The 22,777-nt window shown below is 68.9% G+C and carries 28 protein-coding genes and 1 tRNA gene; 22 read left to right on the forward strand and 7 right to left on the reverse strand.

The genetic code is table 11. The annotated features are described in order from the left end of the window. Positions 1-88: 88 nt before the first annotated feature. From LV780_RS08400 to sciP, 3 genes are all read right to left on the reverse strand, one after another. Positions 89-613, reverse strand: a complete 525-nt coding sequence (locus LV780_RS08400) for a hypothetical protein (RefSeq protein ID WP_011908915.1) — start codon at positions 611-613, stop codon at positions 89-91. A 168-nt stretch (positions 614-781) separates the two neighbouring features. Next, entirely contained in the window at positions 782-1,495 is a 714-nt protein-coding gene (gene ctrA / locus LV780_RS08405; RefSeq protein ID WP_011908916.1) for a response regulator transcription factor CtrA, read from the reverse strand. Positions 1,496-1,590: 95 nt separating this feature from the next. Continuing rightward, on the reverse strand, positions 1,591-1,869 hold the full coding sequence (gene sciP, locus LV780_RS08410; protein WP_011908917.1) for a CtrA inhibitor SciP: 279 nt from the start codon (positions 1,867-1,869) through the stop codon (positions 1,591-1,593). Positions 1,870-1,990: 121 nt separating this feature from the next. Here sciP and mnmA point away from each other — a divergent pair, with 121 nt between their 5' ends. Then, positions 1,991-3,127 (forward strand): tRNA 2-thiouridine(34) synthase MnmA, encoded by a 1,137-nt coding sequence (gene mnmA / locus LV780_RS08415; protein ID WP_108220540.1) that lies wholly within the window; start codon positions 1,991-1,993, stop codon positions 3,125-3,127. 6 nt (positions 3,128-3,133) lie between these two features. On the opposite strand, the gene LV780_RS08420 is transcribed toward mnmA, so the two are convergent. After that, positions 3,134-3,886, reverse strand: a complete 753-nt coding sequence (locus LV780_RS08420) for a GNAT family N-acetyltransferase (RefSeq protein WP_108220539.1) — start codon at positions 3,884-3,886, stop codon at positions 3,134-3,136. A 107-nt stretch (positions 3,887-3,993) separates the two neighbouring features. Here LV780_RS08420 and msrB point away from each other — a divergent pair, with 107 nt between their 5' ends. Then, on the forward strand, positions 3,994-4,398 hold the full coding sequence (gene msrB, locus LV780_RS08425; protein ID WP_101340974.1) for a peptide-methionine (R)-S-oxide reductase MsrB: 405 nt from the start codon (positions 3,994-3,996) through the stop codon (positions 4,396-4,398). Positions 4,399-4,535: 137 nt separating this feature from the next. Here msrB and LV780_RS08430 read toward each other — a convergent pair whose 3' ends face one another. Then, the gene (locus tag LV780_RS08430) at positions 4,536-5,018 is read right to left on the reverse strand and encodes an outer membrane protein assembly factor BamE (protein ID WP_011908921.1); all 483 of its coding nucleotides are present in this window, start codon (positions 5,016-5,018) and stop codon (positions 4,536-4,538) included. A 220-nt stretch (positions 5,019-5,238) separates the two neighbouring features. On the opposite strand from LV780_RS08430, the gene LV780_RS08435 reads away from it, so the two are divergent. The 20 genes from LV780_RS08435 (at position 5,239) to LV780_RS08530 (ending at position 21,682) form a co-directional block, all read left to right on the forward strand. Then, positions 5,239-5,832 carry a YceD family protein gene (locus LV780_RS08435; RefSeq protein WP_101340973.1) on the forward strand — a complete coding sequence of 198 codons (594 nt, stop codon included), beginning with the start codon at positions 5,239-5,241 and terminating at the stop codon, positions 5,830-5,832. A gap of 185 nt (positions 5,833-6,017) precedes the next feature. After that, on the forward strand, positions 6,018-6,224 hold the full coding sequence (gene rpmF / locus LV780_RS08440; protein WP_011908923.1) for a 50S ribosomal protein L32: 207 nt from the start codon (positions 6,018-6,020) through the stop codon (positions 6,222-6,224). A 23-nt stretch (positions 6,225-6,247) separates the two neighbouring features. After that, positions 6,248-7,354: a phosphate acyltransferase PlsX gene (plsX, locus tag LV780_RS08445; protein WP_044248176.1), complete on the forward strand. Its 1,107-nt coding sequence runs from the start codon at positions 6,248-6,250 to the stop codon at positions 7,352-7,354. A gap of 16 nt (positions 7,355-7,370) precedes the next feature. Beyond that, positions 7,371-8,342 (forward strand): beta-ketoacyl-ACP synthase III, encoded by a 972-nt coding sequence (locus tag LV780_RS08450; protein WP_011908925.1) that lies wholly within the window; start codon positions 7,371-7,373, stop codon positions 8,340-8,342. Between the two features lie 89 nt (positions 8,343-8,431). Then, positions 8,432-8,734 carry an integration host factor subunit alpha gene (gene ihfA / locus LV780_RS08455; RefSeq protein ID WP_002719760.1) on the forward strand — a complete coding sequence of 101 codons (303 nt, stop codon included), beginning with the start codon at positions 8,432-8,434 and terminating at the stop codon, positions 8,732-8,734. Between the two features lie 6 nt (positions 8,735-8,740). After that, positions 8,741-9,589 carry a MerR family transcriptional regulator gene (locus LV780_RS08460; RefSeq protein WP_233863765.1) on the forward strand — a complete coding sequence of 283 codons (849 nt, stop codon included), beginning with the start codon at positions 8,741-8,743 and terminating at the stop codon, positions 9,587-9,589. Positions 9,590-9,670: 81 nt separating this feature from the next. Then, positions 9,671-9,748, forward strand: a tRNA-Pro gene (locus tag LV780_RS08465). A gap of 60 nt (positions 9,749-9,808) precedes the next feature. Then, on the forward strand, positions 9,809-10,885 hold the full coding sequence (locus tag LV780_RS08470) for a 2'-deoxycytidine 5'-triphosphate deaminase (RefSeq protein ID WP_117344989.1): 1,077 nt from the start codon (positions 9,809-9,811) through the stop codon (positions 10,883-10,885). Between the two features lie 189 nt (positions 10,886-11,074). Further along, positions 11,075-11,575: a flavin reductase family protein gene (locus tag LV780_RS08475; RefSeq protein ID WP_011908928.1), complete on the forward strand. Its 501-nt coding sequence runs from the start codon at positions 11,075-11,077 to the stop codon at positions 11,573-11,575. A gap of 66 nt (positions 11,576-11,641) precedes the next feature. Further along, positions 11,642-11,995: an ArsR/SmtB family transcription factor gene (locus tag LV780_RS08480; protein ID WP_011908929.1), complete on the forward strand. Its 354-nt coding sequence runs from the start codon at positions 11,642-11,644 to the stop codon at positions 11,993-11,995. A 10-nt stretch (positions 11,996-12,005) separates the two neighbouring features. Continuing rightward, positions 12,006-12,695 (forward strand): SOS response-associated peptidase, encoded by a 690-nt coding sequence (locus LV780_RS08485; RefSeq protein ID WP_108220536.1) that lies wholly within the window; start codon positions 12,006-12,008, stop codon positions 12,693-12,695. Positions 12,696-12,873: 178 nt separating this feature from the next. Next, complete coding sequence (locus LV780_RS08490; protein ID WP_108220535.1) at positions 12,874-13,917, forward strand: substrate-binding domain-containing protein; 1,044 nt, start codon at positions 12,874-12,876, stop codon at positions 13,915-13,917. Between the two features lie 57 nt (positions 13,918-13,974). Further along, entirely contained in the window at positions 13,975-15,417 is a 1,443-nt protein-coding gene (gene pstC / locus LV780_RS08495; RefSeq protein WP_011908932.1) for a phosphate ABC transporter permease subunit PstC, read from the forward strand. Next, positions 15,414-16,763 carry a phosphate ABC transporter permease PstA gene (pstA, locus tag LV780_RS08500; protein WP_108220534.1) on the forward strand — a complete coding sequence of 450 codons (1,350 nt, stop codon included), beginning with the start codon at positions 15,414-15,416 and terminating at the stop codon, positions 16,761-16,763. Before pstC ends, pstA begins: the two co-directional genes overlap by 4 nt. A gap of 11 nt (positions 16,764-16,774) precedes the next feature. After that, positions 16,775-17,572: a phosphate ABC transporter ATP-binding protein PstB gene (gene pstB / locus LV780_RS08505; protein WP_108220533.1), complete on the forward strand. Its 798-nt coding sequence runs from the start codon at positions 16,775-16,777 to the stop codon at positions 17,570-17,572. A 13-nt stretch (positions 17,573-17,585) separates the two neighbouring features. After that, positions 17,586-18,314 (forward strand): phosphate signaling complex protein PhoU, encoded by a 729-nt coding sequence (phoU, locus tag LV780_RS08510; RefSeq protein WP_011908935.1) that lies wholly within the window; start codon positions 17,586-17,588, stop codon positions 18,312-18,314. Beyond that, the gene (gene phoB, locus LV780_RS08515) at positions 18,314-19,006 is read left to right on the forward strand and encodes a phosphate regulon transcriptional regulator PhoB (protein WP_011908936.1); all 693 of its coding nucleotides are present in this window, start codon (positions 18,314-18,316) and stop codon (positions 19,004-19,006) included. The genes phoU and phoB overlap by 1 nt, the downstream gene beginning before the upstream one ends. Positions 19,007-19,091: 85 nt before the next feature. Continuing rightward, on the forward strand, positions 19,092-19,892 hold the full coding sequence (locus tag LV780_RS08520; protein ID WP_101340966.1) for an ABC transporter permease: 801 nt from the start codon (positions 19,092-19,094) through the stop codon (positions 19,890-19,892). An 18-nt stretch (positions 19,893-19,910) separates the two neighbouring features. After that, positions 19,911-20,897 (forward strand): ABC transporter substrate-binding protein, encoded by a 987-nt coding sequence (locus LV780_RS08525; RefSeq protein WP_108220532.1) that lies wholly within the window; start codon positions 19,911-19,913, stop codon positions 20,895-20,897. 53 nt (positions 20,898-20,950) lie between these two features. Next, entirely contained in the window at positions 20,951-21,682 is a 732-nt protein-coding gene (locus LV780_RS08530; RefSeq protein ID WP_326489520.1) for an ABC transporter ATP-binding protein, read from the forward strand. Between the two features lie 19 nt (positions 21,683-21,701). On the opposite strand, the gene LV780_RS08535 is transcribed toward LV780_RS08530, so the two are convergent. Then, entirely contained in the window at positions 21,702-22,172 is a 471-nt protein-coding gene (locus LV780_RS08535) for a hypothetical protein (protein ID WP_011908940.1), read from the reverse strand. Further along, positions 22,169-22,774: a hypothetical protein gene (locus LV780_RS08540; RefSeq protein ID WP_181318468.1), complete on the reverse strand. Its 606-nt coding sequence runs from the start codon at positions 22,772-22,774 to the stop codon at positions 22,169-22,171. The genes LV780_RS08535 and LV780_RS08540 overlap by 4 nt, the downstream gene beginning before the upstream one ends. Between the last annotated feature and the right edge of the window lie 3 nt (positions 22,775-22,777).

Raw genomic sequence — 22,777 nt, forward strand, 5'->3', positions numbered from 1 at the left:
GGCCGCCAGAGCAACCCGAGCGCGGGAAAAGAGATGCGGATCATGCAGGTTCCGGGTGGGACGCAGGTCGCCCCTGCCCGATCAGGCCTCAGGCCCCGCGCGGCGTCACCAGACGGACGATCTGCGCGCCGGGGCGGTTCGAACGGAAGACCGGCAACTCGTCCACAAGACGTTTCTGGATGTCGGCCACGGCGCATTCCCGCCGCAGGACTTCCGGCAGGCAACTGCCGCAGAGGCCGAGCAGACCGCCGACCACGGCGGCCACAAGCTGCTCCTGCCAGTCCGTCAGCCGACCGTCGAGAACGCCCCCCTTGCCCACGGCGAACATCGCCGCCAGGGCCAGAAACGTGCCCGAGAGGATGAAGACGGCGCGCCGATAGGCCAGCGTCCGCTCGACCAGCCGCCGCGTGAAGCGGTGGCGCCGCACCGGATCGATCCGCTCCCACCCCGCGCTCGGCATGGGGGTTCCGGCCCGCAGCACCAGGACCGCGGCCATCACCGGAAGCGCCGCGATCAGCGCCAGCATCAGCTCATCCAGCTCATGCGCAGGCACCAGAGCCGCAAAGAGCCCCGCCAGTCCCGTTACAGTCACGATGTTGAGCAGCCAGTTCATCGCCCGTCCTTCAGTGTCCAGAAGAGGCAAACTGCGGTTGCTGGGCCCACAAGTCAAATGACACGGACGTGTCCCGGCATGATCCCGCCATCTGAACGCCTGAAAAGCCGGGCTCCCCCGGAAGCAGGCACTCCGCCCTTCGCCCCGGCCGGTATATGAACGACGCCTTCAGGCGCCGATGGCAAATCGCCGATCGGTCTCCGTGGTCACCGGATCGCGCAGGACATAGCCGCGGCCCCAGACGGTCTCGATGTAACTCTCGCCTCCCGTGGCTTCGGCCAGCTTCTTGCGCAACTTGCAGATGAACACGTCGATGATCTTCAACTCCGGCTCGTCCATGCCGCCGTAGAGATGATTGAGAAACATCTCCTTGGTCAGGGTCGTCCCCTTGCGGAGCGAGAGAAGCTCCAGCATCTGATATTCCTTGCCGGTCAGGTGGACGGGCTTTCCCTCGACCTCGACCGTCTTTGCATCGAGATTGACCAGGATCTTGCCGGTTCGGATGATCGATTGCGCATGACCCTTCGAGCGGCGGATGATGGCGTGGATGCGGGCCACCAGTTCCTCCCGGTGGAACGGCTTGGTCATGTAGTCGTCCGCGCCAAAGCCGAAGCCCTTGATCTTGTTCTCGGTATCATCCGCGCCGGACAGTATCAGGATCGGCGTATCCACCCGCGCGAGACGGAGCTGGCGCAGAACCTCGTGACCGCTCATGTCGGGCAGGTTGAGATCCAGCAGAATGAGATCGTAATCGTAGAGCTTTGCCAGATCGATCCCGTCTTCACCCAGATCGGTGCAATACACGTTCAGATTCGCATGGGTCAGCATCAGTTCGATGCTCCTGGACGTGGTCGGATCATCTTCAACCAGCAGTATTCTCATCACAAATGCTCCGCATCGCCACCATCGGTATTAACTACAATGGAGCCCAATGGTTAATCATGGGTTACTCTTGCATAAGCGGAGCCAGAAACAATCTACAGTTGTCGAAATTTCTGGATCATCGTCACCTTCAGCGCCTTCTCTCCGTGCGACGTCACGGCCGCGCGCCAGAGGGCGAACTCCTCCTCCGACAGGGCGTAACGTTCGAGCGCCTCCTGCTCGGAGATGAGGCCGTGGATCACGGCCTTCACGACCGCGGCCTTGCGGCTGGCCACCCAGCGCCGCGTGTCGGGAGGGGGAAGGTCGGCCCGGCTGAACACGGTTCCGTCCGGCAGGGTGACCTGCCGGAGACCATCTACTCGCTTCAGATACATCGCTCATCCCTCCATCGGACCGGAGGCTGACCGAGCAGGCTTAAGCATCGGTGAAACGCGGGGTTGAGAGTGCGCCGCATTTTCCTATATTGCGCGCTTCACCTTCCGAAGGCGCACCGCCATGCTCGACCATCCGCTCAATTCGCTCGGCTTTGCCAAACCGCCCTCCGCCACGCGCGTGGTCGTGGCCATGTCGGGGGGCGTGGACAGCTCGGTCGTCGCGGCCGAACTGGCCGCCGAGGGCTACGATGTGGTGGGCGTGACGCTCCAGCTTTACGACCACGGGGCGGCGCTGGCGAAGAAGGGGGCCTGCTGTGCGGGCCGCGACATCCACGATGCGCGGCGCGTGGCCGAAACGATGGGCTTTCCGCATTATGTGCTCGACTACGAGAACACCTTCCGCGAGGCGGTGATCGACGAGTTCGCGGACGCCTATCTGGCGGGGGCGACGCCGGTTCCCTGCATCCGCTGCAACGAACGGGTGAAGTTCAAGGATCTGCTCCAGACTGCGAAGGATCTCGACGCCGACTGCATGGCGACGGGCCACTACATCCAGCGCAAGATGGGTGCGGCCGGGCCCGAGCTGCATTGCGCAGCCGATGCGGCGCGCGACCAGAGCTATTTCCTCTTTTCCACGACGCGCGAGCAGCTCGACTATCTGCGCTTCCCGCTGGGCCATCTCGCCTCGAAAGCCGAGACGCGGGCGCTGGCGGCCCGGCACGGGCTGCCCGTGGCCGACAAGCCCGACAGCCAGGACATCTGCTTCGTGCCGAACGGCAACTACGCCGCCGTGATCGAGAAGCTGCGCCCCGGCGCGGCCGATCCGGGCGAGATCGTGGACCTCGCGGGCAACGTGCTGGGCGCGCATCGCGGGGTGATCCACTACACGATCGGCCAGAGGCGCGGTCTCGGCATCGGCGGCCTTGGCGATCCGCTCTTTGTCGTGCGGCTCGACCCCGAGCGGCGGCAGGTGATCGTGGGGCCGAGGGAAGCCCTCTCGACCCGCATCGTGCCGGTGCGCGAGATCAACTGGCTGGGCGACGCGCCGCTCACGTTGCAGGCCGAATGGCAGGTGATGGCCAAGGTCCGCTCGACCCGGGCCCCGCGCGAGGCGGTGATCCGGCCGATCTCGGATACGGAAGCCGAGGTCGAACTGATCGCGCCCGAAGATGGCGTGTCGCCGGGCCAGGCCTGCGTCTTCCATGCGCCGGGCGACAGCCGCATCCTCGGCGGCGGCTGGATCTGGCGCGGCCGCTGACCCCGCCTACCCCGCCACGGCGCGGAGCGCACGGGCGCGGGCGGCGGGGATCGCCCGGATCTCCAGCCCGGTAAAAACATGGAGCGTGTTCAGGTCGTGATCGACCACGGCATGATCCGACACCCAGCCCCCCATCATCAGGTAGGTCCGCAGAAGCGGCGGCATCAGCATCAGCGCGCGCCGGGCGTCCGGCTCGCGCCGGGCGAGCTTCTGGGCAAAGCGGAAGACGGTGGGCGCCTTCACCCGCGGCAGCCAGCGCGGCGGAGCCAGGTGGCGCTCCTTCAGCATGGCGAAGACATCGAGATAGGCGTCGGTCTCGACCCCGTGAAAGGACGAGCAGCCGAAGAGCATCTCGACACCGGCCTCATCCACATGCCGCGTCATCGCCCCCCAGGCCACGCGCAGGATGTCCGGGTCGCGCCGGTCGGGATGAATGCAGAAGCGCCCCATCTCGACCATCGGCCCGGTAAAGCTCTCCAGCGCGCCCAGCTCGTAGAACTGCGCCGAATAGCTGCGCCCGATTTCGCGGCCATCGCGAAGCGGCAGGAAGCGGAAGCAGCAGACCAGCTCGCCCGTCGCCACCTCCTCGACCAGCATGTGGGTGCAGACAGCGTCGAACCCGTCGGCATCGAGGCCCGAGCCCCCGTGCGCGCCCTGTCCCGCACGAAAAGCCAGCCAGCGCAACTCTTGCGCACGGCGGAGATCCTCGGGGCCCGCGGCCGCCCGGGCCGCATAGCGGCCCCTGCTGAGCGAGAGCATCGACAACCTCCTCGTGACTTGCCGGAGCGGAACGGCATCTTAGATATGAGCCGCGCCACGACGGGGCGCAAGCGGTCAAGCGGCCGCGGACCCAACGGGAGAGACCCATGACCGACAGCCCGGACAAGGTGGTGAAGAGCGATACGGAGTGGAGGGCGCAACTCTCCGATCTCGCCTACAAGGTGACGCGCAAGCACGGCACAGAGCGCGCCGGCTCGCACGACGATTTCCCGAAGCAGCCTGGCACCTTCCATTGCGTGGGCTGCGGCGCACCCCTCTTCGACCAGGCGCAGAAATACGAAAGCGGCACCGGCTGGCCAAGCTTCTGGGCCCCGATCGCGCCCGACGCCGTCGGCACGCGCGAGGACCGCAGCCTGTTCATGCGCCGGACGGAGGTCCATTGCGCCCGCTGCGAGTCCCATCTCGGCCATGTCTTCCCGGACGGCCCCCAGCCCACCGGGCTGCGCTACTGCATGAACGGCGTCGCAATGACCTTCGAGCCGCGGGAGTAGCGGCACGCCCTCCCCATTCACTCTGGTCCAAATATCCCGCGGGGGTCCGGGGGCGCGAAGCCCCCGGTCGATGCCCTCCAAGGCGCTGGTCTGGACAGGCCCTGCTCCCCCGACCGGACCGCCTCGGCCACCCCTGGCTATTCGATCAGATCCTCGGTCCGCAGCGCGCCGATGTTGCCGAACAGCTGCCGCAGGAAGCCCGTGCCCTGGATGGTCGACTCGGTCACGCGGCGCGACAGCGGCACGATCTGGCCCTTCTCGAGGCCGAAGCGCTCGATGTTGCGCACCGTGCCGGCCTCGCTGAAGGTGATCGCCACCACCTCGCGATCCACCTCCTGCGGTTCGCGGGCCCCATAGTGGCGGTAGCGGCTCTGGACATAGTACCAGCCGCTGTCGTTCAGCAGCGTCGAGGCCGAAGGCCGGCCCACGATCTCGGCCACCGTGTCGCGGGTGTCGCGGCCGACCTCGATCTGCCGCAGGTCGATCTCGGTCGGCACATAGCCGTGGTTGCGGTAGATCGGCTGGCAGGCGCCCACCGCCAGGCCCAACGACAGTGCCAGCGCCATCCTGCGCAGGCCCCGCCGGTCCAGCCTCGCTCCGATCCTGCCTTCCCGCGCCATGACGACCCCTTGCCTTGGGGGGCGAAGCCCCGTATCCCGAAACCCGACGATGGACCGTCTGCGGCTCAGCCACCGGCTTACAGAAGGTCCGGCCTCTGTTCAAGGAAGGAACGAGGACCGGCGCCCCACCGGACAGCCCCGCCGCGCGCGCCCCCAACGGCGGCTGCACCTGCAACAGGCCCGTCACGCAACCGCCCGAAATTCGGAAAGAAACCGCGCCATGCCGGAACCTGTCCAACCCTCGACCGCCGACCTTCCCCTCACCTGCCCCTTCCGCGTCGCGGCCCTCTCGGCGAACCGCCCCACCCGCTTCAGGATCCAGCCCGATGCCGAGATCCAGGGCCTCGTGGCGGCGCTTCTCGGCATCAGCGCCGTTCGCGGCCTGAGCTTCGAGGGCGAGATCCGTCCCCGCGGCCGGCGCGACTTCGACCTCGAGGGGCGGCTCGCGGCGACGGTCGTGCAGCCCTGCTCGGTCACCCTCGCGCCCGTCACGACGCGGATCGAGGAGACCGTCAACCGGCGCTACCTCGCCGACTATGTCATGCCCGAGGGCGACGAGGTGGAGGTGTCCGAGGACGACAGCGAGCCCCTGCCCGACGTGATCGACGCAGGCGCGGTGGCCGTCGAGGCGCTGGCGCTGGCGTTGCCGCTCTATCCCCGTGCGCCGGGCGCGGAACTGACCGAGGCGGGCTTTGCCCCGCCGGGGGTGGCGCCGCTTTCGGACGCCGACCTGCGGCCCTTCGCGGGGCTTGCGGACCTGCGCCGCAAGATGGACGGTGACGAACCTGCGGGCGGGACCGAGGGCGACGGCTGACCGGCTCCGGCCGGCCTCTTCCCCCGGCTCACCCCGACGCACAAAGGGGCTTGCGCACCGCCAGAATACCACTATGTTCCGCGCCTCGTTCGACACGCGGATCAGAAGCGCCGGCCCCAGCGGATAGCGCGCGATTCCATCAGGATAATCAGGGGCCTGGCCCCTCCGTAACACGAGGTTGAGACATGGCTGTCCCTCAGAACCGAGTCACCCGTTCCCGGCGCAACATGCGTCGTTCGCACGATGCGCTCGTGGCCGCGAACCCGGCCGAATGCCCGAACTGCGGCGAGCTGAAGCGCCCGCACCATGTCTGCGGCGCCTGCGGACACTATGACTCGCGCGAAGTGGTCGCGGTCACGGCCGAAACCGATCTGGACGAGGACGCGGCGTAAGCCGCGCCTGACCGCCCCCACGCATGGCCAGCGATACCGCACCCCAGGCGACGGGCGCAGGGCGAATAGTGATATCCGTCGATGCGATGGGCGGGGACCGGGGTCCGGCGGCGGTGGTGGCCGGTATTGCCGGATCCGCCTCAGCCAACCCGGGCGCCTACTTCATCGTCCACGGTGACGAAGCCCAGATCGGGCCGATGATCGCCAAGCGCAAGGACCTCCGGGGCCGCTGCGAGATCCGCCACGCCCCGCGCGTGGTCACGATGAGCGACAAGCCCAGCCAGGTCATGCGCCATGGCGAGGGCACCTCGATGTGGTCCTGCATCGAGAGCGTCCGCGCCGGCGAGGCCACCGTGGCCGTCTCCTGCGGCAACACGGGCGCGCTCATGGCCGTCTCGATGATCCGGCTGCGCAAGCTGCCCGGCGTCAACCGTCCGGCCATCGCCTGCCTCTGGCCCTCGCGCAACCCCGGCGGCTTCAACGTGATGCTGGACGTGGGCGCCGACATCAAGGCCGATGCCGAGGATCTGGCGCAGTTCGCCCTGATGGGCGCCTCCTACGCCCGCAACGGTCTCAGCCTCGAACGTCCGCGGGTGGGGCTGCTGAACGTGGGCACCGAGGAACACAAGGGCCGCGCCGAACTGAAGAGCGCGCAAGACCTCATCTCGGCCAATGCCGAGGCCGGAGCCTACGAATATGTGGGTTTCCTTGAGGGTGGCGACATCCCCGGCCGGCGCTGCGACGTGATCGTGACCGACGGGTTCACCGGCAACGTGGCGCTCAAGACCGGCGAAGGCACCGCCAAGCTGATCTCGGACTTCCTGCGCGACGCCTTCGGCGCGAACGTCCTGTCCAAGATGGCCGCGGTGCTGGCGCTCGGCTCGCTCAAGCGCCTTCAGAAACGCATCGATCCACGCCGCGTGAACGGGGGCGTCTTCCTCGGGCTCAATGGAACCGTCGTGAAGTCCCATGGTTCGGCCGATGCGACAGGGGTCGCCGCGGCGATCGGGCTGGCGGTGCGGCTCGCCCGTTCGGGCTTCCACGAGCGTCTGGCGGCGCGGCTTGCATCCGCCGGGCGCGCGGGGCAGGATGCCCCGCAGGACGAGGTGGCCGCGCCCCGGCAGATCTGAGAAACGGTAGAGCTGAATGACAATACGCGCCGTGGTGAGGGGCGTCGGGCACTATCTGCCCGACCGCATCGTCCCGAACTCTGAACTCGAGGCCCTCGTCGAGACGACCGACGAATGGATCCGCACCCGGTCGGGCATCGAGCGGCGCCATTTCGCCGCCGAGGGCCAGACGACCTCGGATCTGGCCGCCCGCGCCGCGCGCGCGGCGCTTGCGGATGCGGGCCTGCAGCCGGACGACATCGACACGCTGATCGTGGCGACCTCGACGGCCGATCTCACCTTCCCCTCGGCCGCCACGATGGTTCAGGCGGCTCTGGGCATGTCGCGCGGCTTTGCCTTCGACGTGCAGGCGGTCTGTGCGGGCTTCGTCTATGCGCTGGCCAACGCCGATGCGCTGATCCGCTCGGGCCAGGCCAACCGCGTGCTGGTGATCGGGGCCGAGACCTTCAGCCGCCTGATGGACTGGAGCGACCGCGCGACCTGCGTCCTCTTCGGCGACGGGGCCGGCGCGCTGGTGCTCGAGGGTGCGGAGGGTGCCGGAACCTCGGCCGACCGCGGCATCCTCGCGACCGACCTGCATTCCGACGGCCGCTTCAAGGACCTGCTCTATGTCGATGGCGGCGCCTCGACGGGCAGCACCGGCCACCTGCGGATGCAGGGACGCGAAGTCTTCCGCCACGCCGTTGAAAAGCTGGCAGAAACCGCTCACACCGCTCTCGACAAGGCGGGTCTGACCTCGGCCGATGTGGACTGGATCGTGCCGCATCAGGCGAACCTGCGCATCATCTCGGCCACGGCCCAGCGGATGCAGGTGCCGATGGACCGCGTGATCCTCACGGTGCAGGATCATGGCAACACCTCCGCCGCCTCGATTCCCCTCGCGCTCTCGGTCGGCAAGGCCCGCGGGCAGATCAAGGAAGGCGATCTGCTCGTCACCGAGGCGATCGGCGGTGGCCTCGCCTGGGGCTCTGTCGTGCTGCGCTGGTAAGCGCGTATCAAGGGCCCGTTGCAAGCCGTTGATATTGACTCGGAATTCCTCATACACCATCCTGTGTTCAAATCTGGGTGGGGAATGGGATGAGCGACAAGACCTTGACGCGCATGGACCTGAGCGAAGCGGTGTTCCGCGAGGTGGGCCTGTCGCGCAATGAATCCGCGCAATTGGTGGAGTCCGTGCTCCAGCATGTGTCGGACGCGCTGGCCTCGGGCGAGACGGTGAAGATCTCGTCCTTCGGCACCTTCACGGTGCGTGACAAGTCGGCGCGGATCGGACGGAATCCCAAGACGGGCGACGAGGTGCCGATCTCGCCCCGCCGCGTCCTGACCTTCCGCCCCTCGCATCTGATGAAGGAGCGTGTCGCCGCCGGCGGCAAGAACTGATCGGACATGCGGATGGAAAAGTCGGCCGAAGCCTTCCGCACGATCAGCGAGGTCGCCGAGATTCTGGAGACGCCCGCGCATGTGCTGCGCTTCTGGGAGAGCCGCTTCCCCCAGATACGTCCGGTCAAGCGGGCGGGCGGGCGGCGCTACTACCGCCCCTCCGACGTGGCGCTGCTGGCGGGCATCCGCCGGCTTCTGCACGACGAAGGCATGACCATCCGCGGGGTGCAGAAGATCCTGCGCGAGCAGGGCGTGCGCCATGTGGCCAGCCTGAGCGGTCAGGAGGGCCTTGTCCCGCTGGGATCGCAGGGCGACGGGTCCATGCCCCCGCACGAGGACGAGGCCGGCTTTGCCTGCGAGGAGACTGCCGAGCAGAGGGGCGAAGTCGTGCCCTTCGCCCGCGATGTGCCGCGGGGCGACGCGCTCCGCGCCGAGGCGCTTCGTCGCCCGCCCTCAACGCGGGTGGAGCCCTCGCGCGGGTCCGAGCGCGCGAACGAGCCCACGGTGGAGGCGTCGCGGGCAAGCGCGAAAGCCGCCGCCCCGCGCGAGGATATGGCCGGTTCCGGGGACGAGGACGCCGCGCCCCTGCCCGGCACCGTCTGGTCAGCGCCCGAGCCCCTCGTTCCACGCGGGGCCGAGCCCCCTGCCCCACGCACGGAATCGCCGCCCGGCCGCGCACCGGATGCGACGAGCGGGGAACCGGAGTCGCATGAGGATGATTCGGATGCGGAGGTTCTCTGGCGGCCGACGGCTCTGCGCGCCCTTGCGCGCGGCAGCCTGACGCACCGGCGCGACGAGGTTCTGGCGTTGCGCGAACGCCTGCTGGCCCTGCGCGAACGGCTGCAGGGTTCCTGATCCGCCCGGACGTGGGATGCGATCCGAAGGATGCGTTTCCCGCTTGCTCCCGCGGCAAATCTCGTTATGTATCCCGCCTGTCGGGCCGTGGCGCAGCCTGGTTAGCGCGTCCGTCTGGGGGGCGGAAGGTCGCGAGTTCGAATCTCGCCGGCCCGACCATCAAAAAGGCCCGCCTCGCATGAGGCGGGCCTTTTTGCATCAAGGGAGCTGGAGAGAGAGATGACCGGAGTTCTCGCATCGCAACGGATCCGGTCCCTGATCGCCTCGGGCGCCATTTCCGCGGATCCCGCACCGATTCCCGCCCAGATCCAGCCGGCCAGCCTCGACCTGCGCCTCGGAACCGTCGCCTACCGCGTGCGCGCCTCATTCCTCGCCGGGGCCGGCCGCACGGTCACCGAGCGGCTCGACGAGTTCGAGATGCACCGGATGGACCTGACCGCCGGCGCCGTGCTCGAGAAGGGCTGCGTCTATGTCGTGCCGCTGATGGAGCGCCTCGCCCTGCCCGCCGGCATCTCGGCCGTGGCCAATGCCAAGAGTTCGACGGGCCGGCTCGACCTTCTGACCCGGACCATCGCCGACGGCGGCACCGAGTTCGACCGCATCCGCGACGGCTATGCGGGTCCGCTCTACGCCGAGGTCTGCCCCCGCAGCTTCTCGGTCCTCGTGCGCCCCGGAATGCGCCTGAACCAGATCCGCTTCCGCGCGGGCGAGGCCACGCTGTCGGATGCCGAACTGGCCCAGCTCCATGCGCGCGAGCCGCTGGTGGACGGCGCCCCCGTCATTTCGGGCGGGCTCGGCTTTTCGGTCGATCTGCGGCCCGGCGACGGCGACCTCGTGGGCTACCGCGCCAAGCCCCACACCGGCCTCATTGACCTCGACCGCATCGGCCATTATCCGGCTTCGGATTACTGGGAGGAGATCCGCGCCCGCGACGGCCGCATCATCCTGGATCCGGGCGCCTTCTACATCCTCGTCAGCCGCGAGGCGGTGACGATTCCCCCCGACCATGCCGCCGAGATGGCGCCCTACCTCGCGATGGTGGGCGAGTTTCGCGTGCATTATGCGGGCTTCTTCGACCCCGGCTTCGGCCATGCGCAGGCGGGCGGCACCGGCTCGCGCGGGGTGCTCGAGGTGCGCTGCCACGAGGCACCCTTCGTGCTGGAACATGGGCAGGTCGTGGGCCGTCTGGTCTATGAACGGATGGAGGAGCGGCCCGACATGCTGTACGGCGCGGGCATCGCCTCGAACTATCAGGGCCAGGGCCTGAAACTCGCCAAGCACTTCCGCGCCGGCTGAGGTCTGCTGGACGCGCGGTTCTGGGCTGCTGAGCCCATGCGCCGTCGCGACGGCCCGGCACGCCGCAGGGGTCTGCGCTTGCGACGCATTGCACATCGGCGCGGATCGTGAGACGTCAGGCCCGCCCCGCCGGGGCGCGGGGGCATCCGGGCTCCGGCGCCGGACCGGCCGGCAGAGAGGAGACGCCGGATGACCGAGGACGCCGCCTTTGTCCCCGCCGCCGATGCGCGCGCCTTCCGCGACGCGCTCGGCCGCTTTGCGACCGGCGTCACCGTGGTGACCGTGCTTGCCGAGGACGGGCCGATGGGCATGACGGCCAACAGCTTCTCCTCGGTCTCGCTCGATCCGCCGCTGGTGCTCTGGTCCCCGGCGCGCGCCTCGAGCCGGTTCGACTTCTTCGCCCGCGCGCCCCACTTTGCGATCCATGTGCTCGATGCGGGCGAGGACGACCTCGCCCGCCGCTTCACACGGGGCGGCGCCGGGTTCGACGGCCTCGCCTACCGTTCGAGCCCCGAAGGGGTTCCGCTGCTGCCGGCACCGCTTGCCCGGTTCGAGTGTCGGCAGGCGGCGGTGCATGACGGCGGCGACCATGCCATCGTCGTGGGCGAGGTGATCCGCGCCGCGATGCGGCCGGGCGAGCCGCTGCTCTTTTCGCAGGGGCGGTTCGGAACCTTCCTTGCGAGTCGGTAAACCGGCCTTGCGACATCTCGCCACGCACCGGCCTCCGTGCTAGATGTGCTCCGGATGAGGAGTTCCATGACCATGTCTCTCGACCTGCCCGACACGCATCGCACCGCCCCGGAGGCGACGCCCGTTCCGCCCGAGCGGATGGTGGCTCAGGCTCAGGCGGCCGCCGGGTTCCTGAAGGCCCTCTCGCACGAGGGGCGGCTGATGATCCTGTGCCATCTCTCGAACGGCGAGCGATCCGTGACCGAGCTTGAGACGCTGCTGTCCACGCGGCAGGCGGCGGTCAGCCAGCAACTTGCGCGGCTGCGGCAGGACGGACTGGTTTCGGCGCGGCGCGAGGGAAAGACGATCTGGTATTCGATCGCCGATCCCAAGGTGAGCCGCGCGGTCGCCATGCTCTACGACATGTTCTGCCGGCCCTGAGGATCGGGCCATGTGCGGACGCATGGCCCACAAGGAGCTGACCTGGGCTCAGCTGGCCGGCTGGATGCAGGGGCTGGCGCCCGCGCGGGCCGAGATCGAGACGCGCTACAACGTCCCGCCCACCGCGCTGATCCCCATCGTGCGGCGGACGGAATCGGGGCTTCAGGGCGATCTTGCACGATGGGGCCTCATCCCGCCCTTTCACCGCGGCGCCCTCCGGGACTGGAAGGCCAGCACCATCAATGCCCGTGTCGAAAGCGCCGCCACCGCGCCGAGCTTTCGCGCCGCCTATCGCGGCGGGCGCTGCCTCGTGATCGCCTCGGGCTATTACGAATGGCAGCTGCGCGGGGGCGTGAAGCATCCGCATTACATGTCGCCCGCCGGCAATGCCCCGGCGCTGCTGATGGCCGGGCTCGAGAGCCGGGTGCGGCTGGCCGATTACGAGGGGCCGACCTGCGCCATCCTCACCGAGCCGGTGCGCGAGGGGCTGGCCCGGGTCCATGACCGGATGCCGGTCATGATGGACCTCGAGGCGGCCGGCGACTGGCTGGGCGGCTGCCCGGTGGAGGATCTGCCGCGGATCCCGATGACCGCGCTGCGCTGGCATGAGGTCGGGCGCCGCGTGAGTTCCGTCCGCAACGAAGGCCCCGAACTGATCGAGCCGATCGAGCCCGCCCTGCCGGATCTCTTCTCGCGCTGACGGGCGGGCGCCGACGGCGGTGGGCGTCAGGGATCATGATGGCAGCCGGACGACGCGTGGCCGCTGATCCGGGCGCTGTTACAAAACCGTCACCGAACTGCAATAAACCCGACTCGCAACGGGGCTAGGACGGCGCAGAGGTCGCCCGCTGCGGCCGTCCAACCGACAGGAGAGTTCCATGTCCCTTCTCAAGCTCACGGTGTCCTCGCTGGCCGTGGTGGCCGCTTCGGCCGGCGTCGCCGCCGCGCGCGACAACATCCAGACCGCGGGTTCCTCGACCGTGCTGCCCTACGCCACCATCGTGGCCGAAGCCTTCGGCGAGAATTTCGACTTCCCGACGCCGGTCGTCGAATCGGGCGGGTCGGGCGCGGGCCGCAAGAAACTCTGCGAAGGGGTCGGCGAGAACACGATCGACATCGCCAACTCCTCCTCGCGCATCAAGCAGTCCGACATCGACCTCTGCGCCCAGAACGGCGTGAACGAGATCATGGAAGTGCGCATCGGCTATGACGGCATCGTGTTCGCCTCCGACATCGGCGGGCCGGACTTCGCCTTCACGCCGGCCGACTGGTTCAACGCGCTGGCCGCGCAGATCGTCGTGGACGGCCAGGTGGTCGCGAACCCGAACGGCCGCTGGAACCAGGTGAACCCGGCGCTGCCCGACCAGCCGATCCTCGCCTTCATCCCCGGCACCAAGCACGGCACCCGCGAAGTGTTCGACGAGAAGGTGATCGTGGCGGGCTGCGAGGAATCGGGCGCGATGGAGGCCTTCGCCGCCGCCAACGGCGGTGACGAGGACAAGGCCCACGACATGTGCATGGCGCTGCGCACCGACGGCGCGTCGGTGGACATCGATGGCGACTATACCGAGACCCTCTCGCGCATCGACGCCAACAAGAACGCCATCGGCGTGTTCGGCCTCTCGTTCTACCAGAACAACACCGACAAGCTGAAGGTCGCGACCATGTCGGATGTGGTTCCCTCGGTCGAGACCATCGCCTCGGGCGATTATCCGGTGTCCCGGCCGCTGTTCTTCTATGTGAAGATGGCGCACCTCGACGTGATCCCGGGCCTGCAGGAATATGTCGAGTTCTTCGTCTCGGACGAGATGGCCGGTCCCGACGGGCCGCTGGCCGCCTACGGCCTCGTGTCCGACCCCGAGCTGGCGGCGACGCAGGACATGATCGCCAACCGGGTTCCGATGGGCCCGCTCAGCAACTGATCCCCTCCGGCGGCGCGGGACGTCCCCGCGCCGCCTCTTCCCAGTCCCGGACCTCCCATGAGCCTCGGCATCCTCGTTCTGGCCGTCCTGATCCTCGCCGCCGCAGGCTTTCTCGCCGGGCGGCGTCGCGCCATTTCCTCGGCGGGCGGCGATCCCCGTCGGCTGCATTCCCTGCCCGGCCACTACGGCCAGTTCGCGGCGCTGCTGACCGCGGTGCCCGCTCTCGCGCTGCTGGCGGTCTGGCTCATGGCACAGCCCATGGTCATCGAGCAGCGCGTCGCGTCGCTGCTGCCGGCGGGCGACGCCAGCACCAGCAGCCTCGTGATGGCGGACGTGCGTCGCATCTCGACGGGGCTTCAGCGGCTGGCCGTCACCGACGGCCTTTCGCCGCGCGACGTGGCGGGCCTCAGCCCCGAGGGTCTCGCCCCGCGCCTGCGGGCCGTGGGTGTGGCCGTGACCAGCATGGGCCCCGAGACGCTGGCCGCGGCCCGCGCCCACCGCGATCTGCAGGACAGGCTCGGCTTCTGGATGGTCGTGTCGGTCCTTGCGACCAGCGCCGCGGGCCTCGGTCTCGCACTCGCGCGCATCCGCCCCGACTTCCGCGCCCGCAACACCACGGAACGGTTCGTCATGGTGATCCTGATCGCCGCCTCGCTCGTGGCGGTGGCGACGACGGTCGGGATCGTGATGTCGCTGCTGTTCGAGACGATGAACTTCTTCCGCCTCTATCCGGCGCAGGACTTCTTCCTCAGCCTGACCTGGAACCCGCAATTCCGCGGCGGGTCGGACCTCGGGATCTGGCCGCTGCTCTGGGGCACCATGTACATCTCGTTCATCGCGCTGCTGGTGGCCGTGCCGATCGGCCTTCTCACCGCGATCTATCTTGCGGAGTATGCCGGTGCGCGCGCCCGCAGCTGGGCCAAGCCCGCGATCGAGATCCTCGCGGGGATCCCGACCATCGTCTACGGCCTCTTCGCCCTCGTCACCGTGGGCCCGGCGCTGCGCGACTGGTTCGCCCAGCCGCTCGGGCTCGGGGCCAGCTCGTCCTCGGTCATGACCGCGGGTCTCGTCATGGGGATCATGCTGATCCCCTTCATCTCGTCGCTGTCCGATGACATCATCAACGCCGTGCCGCAATCGCTGCGCGACGGCTCGTACGGGCTCGGCGCCACCCATTCCGAGACGGTCAAGCAGGTGATCCTGCCCGCGGCCCTGCCCGGCATCGTGGGCGCGATCCTGCTGGGCGCGAGCCGTGCCATCGGCGAGACCATGATCGTCGTGCTCGGCGCGGGCGCCGCGGCCAAGCTCTCGCTGAACCCGTTCGAGGCCATGACCACCGTCACGGTGAAGATCGTGAGCCAGCTCACCGGCGACACCGAGTTCGCCTCGCCCGAGACGCTGGTGGCCTTCGCGCTCGGCCTCACGCTCTTCGCGATCACCCTCGTTCTCAACGTGATCGCCCTCTTCATCGTGCGCAAATACCGGGAGCAGTACGAATGACCGACGCCACCGCACCCGAAGCCGCCCCTCCCGAGCCGGGCTCGCTCTTTGCGCCCGACGCCCGGACCCGCCGCCGCAACGCGGCCGAACGCCGGTTCCGCGCCTACGGCCTCGGCGCCGTGATCCTGTCGATCCTCGCGCTGGTCCTGCTGCTGACCTCGGTGATCGGCAACGGCGCCGGCGCCTTCCGGCAGACCTTCATCGCGATCCCCGTGACGCTCGACGCGGCCATCGTGGATCCGCGCGGCAACCGCGACATCGAGGAGATGAAGAAGGTCACGACCATCGGCTACGGCCGGCAGCTCGAGGCCTCGATGGTGGCGGCCGTGGCCGCGGCCGGCCTCCAGTCCGAGGGGATCAGCGACAAGGACATCGCGGGCCTCCTGTCCAAGGAAGCCGCCGCCGGCCTGCGCAACCGCGTGCTGGCCGATCCCGAGCTGGTTGGCCAGACCGTCGAGGTCCGGGCGCTGGCGAACGGGCGGGTGGACGGCTTCTTCAAGGGCCGCGTGACGATGGAAAGCGCCGCGCTCGACAGCAACATCACCCCCGAGCAGCTGGTCCTTGCGCAAAGGCTGCGCGAGGCGGGCCTGATCACCATCGCCTTCAACCCGCAGTTCCTGTTCGGCCCCGACGCCTCGGAGCTGCGCCCCGAGGCGGCGGGCCTCGGCGTCGCCATCCTGGGCTCGGCCTACATGATGTTCATCGTGCTGGTGCTGGCCCTGCCGATCGGCGTTGCCGCCTCGATCTACCTGGAAGAGTTCGCGCCCAAGAACCGCTGGACCGACCTGATCGAGGTCAACATCTCGAACCTTGCGGCGGTGCCCTCGATCGTCTTCGGCATCCTCGGGCTTGCGATCTTCATCAACTTCATGGGCCTGCCCCAGTCCGCGCCGATCGTGGGCGGCCTCGTGCTGACGCTGATGACGCTGCCCACCATCATCATCGCCACGCGCGCCAGCCTCAAGGCCGTGCCGCCCTCGATCCGCGATGCGGCGCTGGGTGTGGGCGCCTCGAAGATGCAGGCTATCTTTCACCATGTCCTGCCGCTCGCCATGCCGGGGATCCTCACGGGCACCATCATCGGGCTGGCTCAGGCCCTGGGCGAGACGGCGCCGCTGCTGCTGATCGGTATGGTCGCCTTCGTGCGCGAGTTTCCCGCAGCCCCGCCGGAGGGCTTCTTCGACCCCGCCTCGGCCCTGCCGGTGCAGGTCTTCAACTTCACCCAGCGCGCCGACCCCGCCTTCGTCGAACGGGCCTCGGGCGCGATCATCGTGCTGCTCGTGTTCCTCGTGGCCATGAACACGGTCGCCATCATTCTTCGCCGCCGCTTCGAGCGCCGCTGGTAAGGAGCTGACACATGGACGATATCCGCTATGCCGAGCGCGTCGTGAGCGCCGCCGAGGTCAAGATCGCCGCCAGCCGGGTGCAGGTCTTCTACGGGCTGAACCACGCGCTGAAGGATGTGGACGTGGAGATCCTCGGCAAGACCGTGACCGCCTTCATCGGGCCCTCGGGCTGCGGCAAATCCACCTTCCTGCGCTGCCTGAACCGCATGAACGACACGATCCCGGGCTGCCGGATCGAGGGCAGGATCACGCTCGACGGCCACGACATCTACGACCCGCGGGTGGACCCGGTCCAGTTGCGCGCCAAGGTGGGCATGGTGTTCCAGAAGCCGAACCCCTTCCCCAAGTCGATCTACGACAATGTGGCCTATGGCCCGCGCATCCACGGCCTCGCCCGCTCCAAGGCCGAGATCGACGAGATCGTCGAGACCGCCCTGCGCCGCGCGGCCCTCTGGGAAGAGGTGAAGGACCGGCTTGCGGCACCCGGTACGGGCCTCTCGGGCGGCCAGCAGCAGCGGCTCTGCATCGCCCGCGCCATCGCCACCTCGCCCGAGGTGCTCCTGATGGACGAGCCCTGTTCCGCGCTCGACCCGATCGCCACGGCCCAGATCGAAGAGCTGATCGACGAGCTGCGCACGCAGTTCTCGGTGGTGATCGTCACCCACTCGATGCAGCAGGCGGCGCGCGTGAGCCAGCGCACGGCCTTCTTCCACCTGGGCCGCCTTGTGGAATATGGCGAGACGGGCCAGATCTTCACCAACCCGCACGACCCCCGCACGGAAAGCTACATCTCGGGCCGGATCGGCTGAGGAGGAGGACCGCATGATGACCGAACCCCATATCTTCCAGGCCTTCGACCGCGATCTCGAAGCCGTGCAGGCCCTCATCATGAAGATGGGCGGCATGGTCGAGGCGGCGATCCTCGACGCGGCCCAGGCGCTCGAGACCCGCGACGAGGAACTGGCCGAGCAGGTCCGGCGCAACGACGCCGCCATCGACGCGCTCGAGGAACGCATCCAGGCGGAGGCCGCGCGGCTCATCGCGCTGCGCTCGCCGACCGCGACAGACCTACGCACCGTGCTGACGGTGATCAAGATCGCGGCCGCCCTCGAACGCTGCGGCGACTATGCCAAGAACCTCGCCAAGCGTGCGGTCGTTCTGGGCCAGCTTGCGCAGGTGGGGGATTCCGCGGGCTCGATCCGGCGCATGGCCAAGACGGTCGAGCTTCTCCTCAAGGATGCGCTCGACAGCTACATCCACCGCGATGCCCAGCTTGCGGCCGACGTGCGCCAGCGCGACCGCGAGGTGGACCAGATGTACAATGCGCTGTTCCGCGAGTTCCTGACCCACATGATGGAGGATCCGCGCAACATCACCGCCTGCATGCACCTGCATTTCATCGCCAAGAACATCGAACGCATGGGCGACCACGCCACCTCGATCGCCGAGCAGGTGATCTATCTGGTGACCGGACGCCTGCCCGAGGAGCCCCGCCCCAAGGCCGACATGACCGCCAGCAGCACCGGCCTCGCCGTCGGGGAGGCCGGCTGATGTCGCCCGCCGACCAGCCCGTCGTCCTGCTCGTCGAGGACGAGCCCGCCCAGCGCGAGGTTCTGTCCTACAACCTCGAATCCGAAGGCTTTCGCGTGGTGCAGGCGGGCACCGGCGACGAGGCGCTGATGCTTGTCGAGGAGACGGGGCCGGATGTGATCGTGCTCGACTGGATGCTCCCGTCGGTCTCGGGCATCGAGGTCTGCCGCCAGTTGAAGTCGCGCCCCTCGACGCGCTCGGTGCCGATCATCATGCTCTCGGCCCGCTCGGAAGAGGTGGACCGGGTGCGCGGCCTCGAGACCGGGGCCGACGACTATGTGGTCAAGCCCTATTCGGTGGTCGAGCTGATGGCCCGCGTGCGCAGCCAGCTTCGCCGCGCGCGGCCTTCGAGTGTGGGGCTCACGCTCGAGTTCGAGGACATCCGCCTCGATCCCGAGACCCACAAGGTTCACCGCGCCGGCCAGATCCTCAAGCTCGGCCCGACCGAGTTCCGGCTGCTCTCGACCTTCATGGAAAAGCCGGGCCGGGTCTGGAGCCGCGAACAGCTTCTCGACCGGGTCTGGGGCCGGGACATCTATGTGGACAGCCGCACCGTCGATGTCCATGTGGGCCGCCTGCGCAAGGCGCTCTGCGTGCACGGCGGCGAGGATCCCGTCCGCACCGTCCGCGGCGCGGGCTACGCTCTGGGCTGAGGGCGGCCGCCTCCCCCTAAAGTGGGATTGCTGGCCCCGGCCGATCCTGCAACTCTCGCCGGACGGACGGCCAGGGAGGGGTCGGATGACAGGACCGAGACCGCAGAACGGCCCCGGCCGGCGCCCGGCGGGTGCCGGGACGGTCACCCTGATGCGCCTTGCGTTCCTGCTCTGCCTGATCCTTCTGTGGGCCCTGGCCGCGGCCACCGTACCGAGGGGGATGATCCCGTCGCCCGCGGCCACGGTCGAGGCGGCCAGGCGCCTCCTCTCGGAGGGCCGGCTGCAGGGCGCGCTTGGACAGAGCCTCATCACCTATGGCACGGGCCTCGGCGCGGCGATCCTTGTGGGCATCCCGCTGGGGGCGCTGATGGGCATGGTGCGTCTCTTCGGGCGCACGGTCGATGTCTTCGTCTTTGCCCTCGCCGCGACGCCACGGGTGGCCTTCATCCCCCTCATCATCGTGCTGCTCGGCCTCGGGATCGAGGCGAAGGCCATGATCGTCTTTCTCGGCGCGGTCATGCCCATCATCCTCAACACCTATGCGGGCGTGCAGGCCCGCGATGAAGAGCTGATCGAGATGGCCCGCTCGACCGGCGCCTCGGCGACGCGCATCCAGATCCATGTGGTCCTGCCCGGCGCGCTGCCCTTCCTTGTGGTGGGGCTGCGCCTTGGCGCCACCATCGGCCTGATCAACACCGTGGTGGCCGAACTCTACACCGCCGTGTCCGGTCTCGGGGGTCTGCTCGCCCTCTATGGCAACACCTTCCGCATGGCGGAATATTTCGTGATCGTGCTGGCCCTCGCCGCGATCGGCGTGATCGTGACCGAGAGCCTTCGCCTGCTGGAGGGCCGCCTGTCGCGCTGGCGCCTTCCGGGCAGGCCGTAACCCGTGACCGGAGGATCCATGAACCGACTTCTCGCCCCCTTCGCCCTGCTGCTCGTCCTCGCCCTGCCCGCGTCGGCCGAGCCCTTCCGCCTCATCATCAGCGACCTCGAGACGCCGCTGGTGCCGAACTCGGTCGTGGATCTGGCCCTGGCCAACGGCTATTTCGAGCGGGCGGGGGTCGAGGTCGAGCTGGTGCGCGTCCAGCAGACGCCGATGGCGATGGCGGCCCTTCAGGCGGGCGAAGGCGAGATGGCCAATGTCTCGACCGATGCGCTGCTGCAGATGGTGGCGCGGGGCACGAGCGACCTGCGCGCCGTGATGTCGCCCAACAAGTCGCTGCCGTTCCTGATCGCGGCACGGCCCGACATCACCGATCCTGCGCAGCTCGAGGGGCGCAGCTTCGGCATCGGCCGCCTCGGCTCGCTCGACCATTCTCTGAGCGCCAAGGTGCTGGCGGCCAAGGGAGTCGACATGGACCGGATGGATCTGGTGCCGCTGGGCCAGCCCGCCGTCCGCGCGCAGGCGCTGCTGGCCGGTCAGGTCGATGCCACCACCATGTCCATCGGCACCTGGTCCGCGATGCCCGACCGTGACAGCGTCAGCATCCTCGTGGGCATGGACGACTATTTCGCCGCCGCCCCGGTGACGACCAAGGTCAATGTGGTCACGACCCAGGTGCTCGGGAGCCGCCGGGCCGAGGTCGAGGCGGTGATCGAGGCGCTGGTCCTCGCGTCGCGCGACTTTCAGGACCCGGACCTATGGGTGGAGCGGATGGTGGTGGCGCGGCCGGACGTGGCGCGCGAGGATCTGATGGTGCTGGCCGAGGCCTACCGCAACAGCTGGAGCGTGGACGGCGGCCTCACGCGTGAGGAACTGAAGGTGACGACGGAATGGATGTACGGCACGGAGGACTTCCAGGGTCTCCGCCCGGTGCGGCTCGAGGAATGGACCGACTTCGGGCCGCTCGAGACGGTGCTGCGGAAGCTCGGCCCGGCCGAGGGGTGACGCACGTCCGGCTCGAGCAGGTCTCGCTCGCCTTCGGGCAGGGCACCGACCGGATGCCGGCGCTCGAGCGGGTCTCGCTCTCGCTGAGGCGCAACGAGGTGGTGGTGGTGCTCGGCCCGTCGGGTTGCGGCAAGACCACCCTCTTGCGGCTGGTCGCGGGCCTGCTCCCGCCCGACGAGGGGCGCGTGAGCGTGGATGACCGCCCTCCGCGGCCGGGCGCGGATGCGGCGATGGTCTTCCAGTCCTTCCGCCTGATCCCGTGGAAGAGCGCGCGCGAGAACGTGGCCTTCGCGCTGCCCCATCTGCCCCGCGCCGAAGCGCGGGCGCGCGCCGATGCCTATCTCGATCTGGTCGGCCTTTCACGCTTCGCGAAAAGCTGGCCTGCGCAGCTCTCGGGCGGGATGCGGCAGCGACTGGCGCTCGCCCGCGCGCTGGCGGCCGAGCCGGGGATCCTCTTGATGGACGAGCCCTTCGCCAGCCTCGACGCGCAGTCGCGCGAACTGATGCAGATCGAGCTGATGCGGCTGATGGAGCGGCGGCCGGCGACGGTGCTTTTCGTGACCCACTCGGTCGATGAGGCGCTGATCATGGCCGACCGGATCCTGCTCATGTCGCCGCGTCCGGGCCGCGTGGTCGAGGAACTGGAGGTGCCCTTCCCGCGGCCCCGGTGGGAGGGCGACATCCGCGCCCTGCCCCTTTACGCCGAGCTGCGCCGCCACCTCTGGGACCGGCTGCGCGACATGGTGTTGAACGACCCGGGCTCGGACTTCCACGGCCGGCGCTAGCGCGGGCCCGGCCGTGGCGTCAGAAGCAGGTCATCTCGGCCTCGGCCTGCGCGCGGCGGAGATCGGCGACACCGGCCTGGGTCGAGGGAATGCGGAAGAGGTTCGCGCGCTCGCCCGCACCCAGACGCATCGCAAGGATGGTTTCGGCCTTCTCGTAGGCCTCGTAGGGCAGGATCGAGGCGATCACATCGATCGAGCAGGCACAGCGACGCATCGTGTTGCGGTCCTGTCCGTTCGCGGCAAGGCAGGCGAAGATATAGTCGGCCCGCGCCAGCGTCGGATAATCATTCAGGCTCTCGTCGAAATGGAGGTCGGGTGCGGCCCGCACGGCACCGGCATCCGGCCCCGACAAGCGCCCCCCGGCACCCGCGTCTGGCTCGGAGATCCCGGCGCTGCCCCCGGCCACCGCCGGAGGGGGCGCCTCTCCGGCCGTCTGGGCCAGCGCAGGCAGAGGCAGAAGGGCAAGGGTCAGGAGAAAGCGCAGGGTCATGGCCCCTCCAGCGTCAGGGTTTCCCGGTAGCTCCCGCCCGCGGCCGTCGTATCGACCTCAAGGGCGCGAAGCGGCACGAGCGCCGAAGGGTCCACGGTGATACGCAGGACCAGATCGGCAAAGGCGCCCATCTCCTCGCGCCTCTCGTCCGTCTCGAACGGGCGCAGCTCGGCCGTGACCGGCCCCTCGGCCTCGGCAAGCCCGGCCGCACCGAGCGCCTCGCGCATCCGGTTGCGGATGTAGAACGGGCTGCCCTTGGTGATGGTCGCCATGCTGCGCACCGTATTCTCGAGAAACCACAGCAGCACCGGATCCCCGCCCGAGGCCGCGAAGTCCGCGACGGGCAGGTCGTGCCCCTCGACGCGGTGGATGAGCGCAAGACGGGGGCCGCCGTCGCCCGCCTCGGGTGTCACCACGAGTTCGCCGCTGGCGACAAGCCGCAGACCCTCCACCTCGGGGCCTGTCCGCATGTGGGCGTAGCGTGTGACGTCGGTCGCGGCGAAGGCGCCGGGGCGGAAGATCACCTCGGCCAGCCGCCCCGCCTCGACGGCCGACCCCGCCATCAGGGCCCCCAGCAGAAGCATCGCTCGTATAGGTTTCATTCT

Origin of the sequence: Cereibacter azotoformans (assembly GCF_021391315.1) — a bacterium.
In the GTDB taxonomy this organism is placed as follows: Bacteria; Pseudomonadota; Alphaproteobacteria; order Rhodobacterales; family Rhodobacteraceae; genus Cereibacter_A; species Cereibacter_A azotoformans.

Excerpts from the sequence above, each read along its gene's own strand:
- rpmF (WP_011908923.1), top strand. The coding sequence starts at position 6,018 with ATGGCTGTCCCTCAGAACCGAGTCACCCGTTCCCGGCGCAACATGCGT.
- ctrA (WP_011908916.1), bottom strand. The coding sequence starts at position 1,495 with ATGAGAATACTGCTGGTTGAAGATGATCCGACCACGTCCAGGAGCATC.
- pstC (WP_011908932.1), top strand. The coding sequence starts at position 13,975 with ATGAGCCTCGGCATCCTCGTTCTGGCCGTCCTGATCCTCGCCGCCGCA.
- phoB (WP_011908936.1), top strand. The coding sequence starts at position 18,314 with ATGTCGCCCGCCGACCAGCCCGTCGTCCTGCTCGTCGAGGACGAGCCC.
- LV780_RS08480 (WP_011908929.1), top strand. The coding sequence starts at position 11,642 with ATGACCATGTCTCTCGACCTGCCCGACACGCATCGCACCGCCCCGGAG.
- LV780_RS08540 (WP_181318468.1), bottom strand. The coding sequence starts at position 22,774 with ATGAAACCTATACGAGCGATGCTTCTGCTGGGGGCCCTGATGGCGGGG.
- phoU (WP_011908935.1), top strand. The coding sequence starts at position 17,586 with ATGATGACCGAACCCCATATCTTCCAGGCCTTCGACCGCGATCTCGAA.
- sciP (WP_011908917.1), bottom strand. The coding sequence starts at position 1,869 with ATGTATCTGAAGCGAGTAGATGGTCTCCGGCAGGTCACCCTGCCGGAC.
- LV780_RS08430 (WP_011908921.1), bottom strand. The coding sequence starts at position 5,018 with ATGGCGCGGGAAGGCAGGATCGGAGCGAGGCTGGACCGGCGGGGCCTG.
- LV780_RS08435 (WP_101340973.1), top strand. The coding sequence starts at position 5,239 with ATGCCGGAACCTGTCCAACCCTCGACCGCCGACCTTCCCCTCACCTGC.
- LV780_RS08525 (WP_108220532.1), top strand. The coding sequence starts at position 19,911 with ATGAACCGACTTCTCGCCCCCTTCGCCCTGCTGCTCGTCCTCGCCCTG.
- LV780_RS08490 (WP_108220535.1), top strand. The coding sequence starts at position 12,874 with ATGTCCCTTCTCAAGCTCACGGTGTCCTCGCTGGCCGTGGTGGCCGCT.
- mnmA (WP_108220540.1), top strand. The coding sequence starts at position 1,991 with ATGCTCGACCATCCGCTCAATTCGCTCGGCTTTGCCAAACCGCCCTCC.
- LV780_RS08470 (WP_117344989.1), top strand. The coding sequence starts at position 9,809 with ATGACCGGAGTTCTCGCATCGCAACGGATCCGGTCCCTGATCGCCTCG.
- LV780_RS08420 (WP_108220539.1), bottom strand. The coding sequence starts at position 3,886 with ATGCTCTCGCTCAGCAGGGGCCGCTATGCGGCCCGGGCGGCCGCGGGC.
- LV780_RS08475 (WP_011908928.1), top strand. The coding sequence starts at position 11,075 with ATGACCGAGGACGCCGCCTTTGTCCCCGCCGCCGATGCGCGCGCCTTC.
- LV780_RS08520 (WP_101340966.1), top strand. The coding sequence starts at position 19,092 with ATGACAGGACCGAGACCGCAGAACGGCCCCGGCCGGCGCCCGGCGGGT.
- LV780_RS08450 (WP_011908925.1), top strand. The coding sequence starts at position 7,371 with ATGACAATACGCGCCGTGGTGAGGGGCGTCGGGCACTATCTGCCCGAC.
- pstA (WP_108220534.1), top strand. The coding sequence starts at position 15,414 with ATGACCGACGCCACCGCACCCGAAGCCGCCCCTCCCGAGCCGGGCTCG.
- LV780_RS08535 (WP_011908940.1), bottom strand. The coding sequence starts at position 22,172 with ATGACCCTGCGCTTTCTCCTGACCCTTGCCCTTCTGCCTCTGCCTGCG.
- pstB (WP_108220533.1), top strand. The coding sequence starts at position 16,775 with ATGGACGATATCCGCTATGCCGAGCGCGTCGTGAGCGCCGCCGAGGTC.
- plsX (WP_044248176.1), top strand. The coding sequence starts at position 6,248 with ATGGCCAGCGATACCGCACCCCAGGCGACGGGCGCAGGGCGAATAGTG.
- LV780_RS08530 (WP_326489520.1), top strand. The coding sequence starts at position 20,951 with ATGCCGGCGCTCGAGCGGGTCTCGCTCTCGCTGAGGCGCAACGAGGTG.
- LV780_RS08485 (WP_108220536.1), top strand. The coding sequence starts at position 12,006 with ATGTGCGGACGCATGGCCCACAAGGAGCTGACCTGGGCTCAGCTGGCC.
- ihfA (WP_002719760.1), top strand. The coding sequence starts at position 8,432 with ATGAGCGACAAGACCTTGACGCGCATGGACCTGAGCGAAGCGGTGTTC.
- LV780_RS08400 (WP_011908915.1), bottom strand. The coding sequence starts at position 613 with ATGAACTGGCTGCTCAACATCGTGACTGTAACGGGACTGGCGGGGCTC.
- LV780_RS08460 (WP_233863765.1), top strand. The coding sequence starts at position 8,741 with ATGCGGATGGAAAAGTCGGCCGAAGCCTTCCGCACGATCAGCGAGGTC.
- msrB (WP_101340974.1), top strand. The coding sequence starts at position 3,994 with ATGACCGACAGCCCGGACAAGGTGGTGAAGAGCGATACGGAGTGGAGG.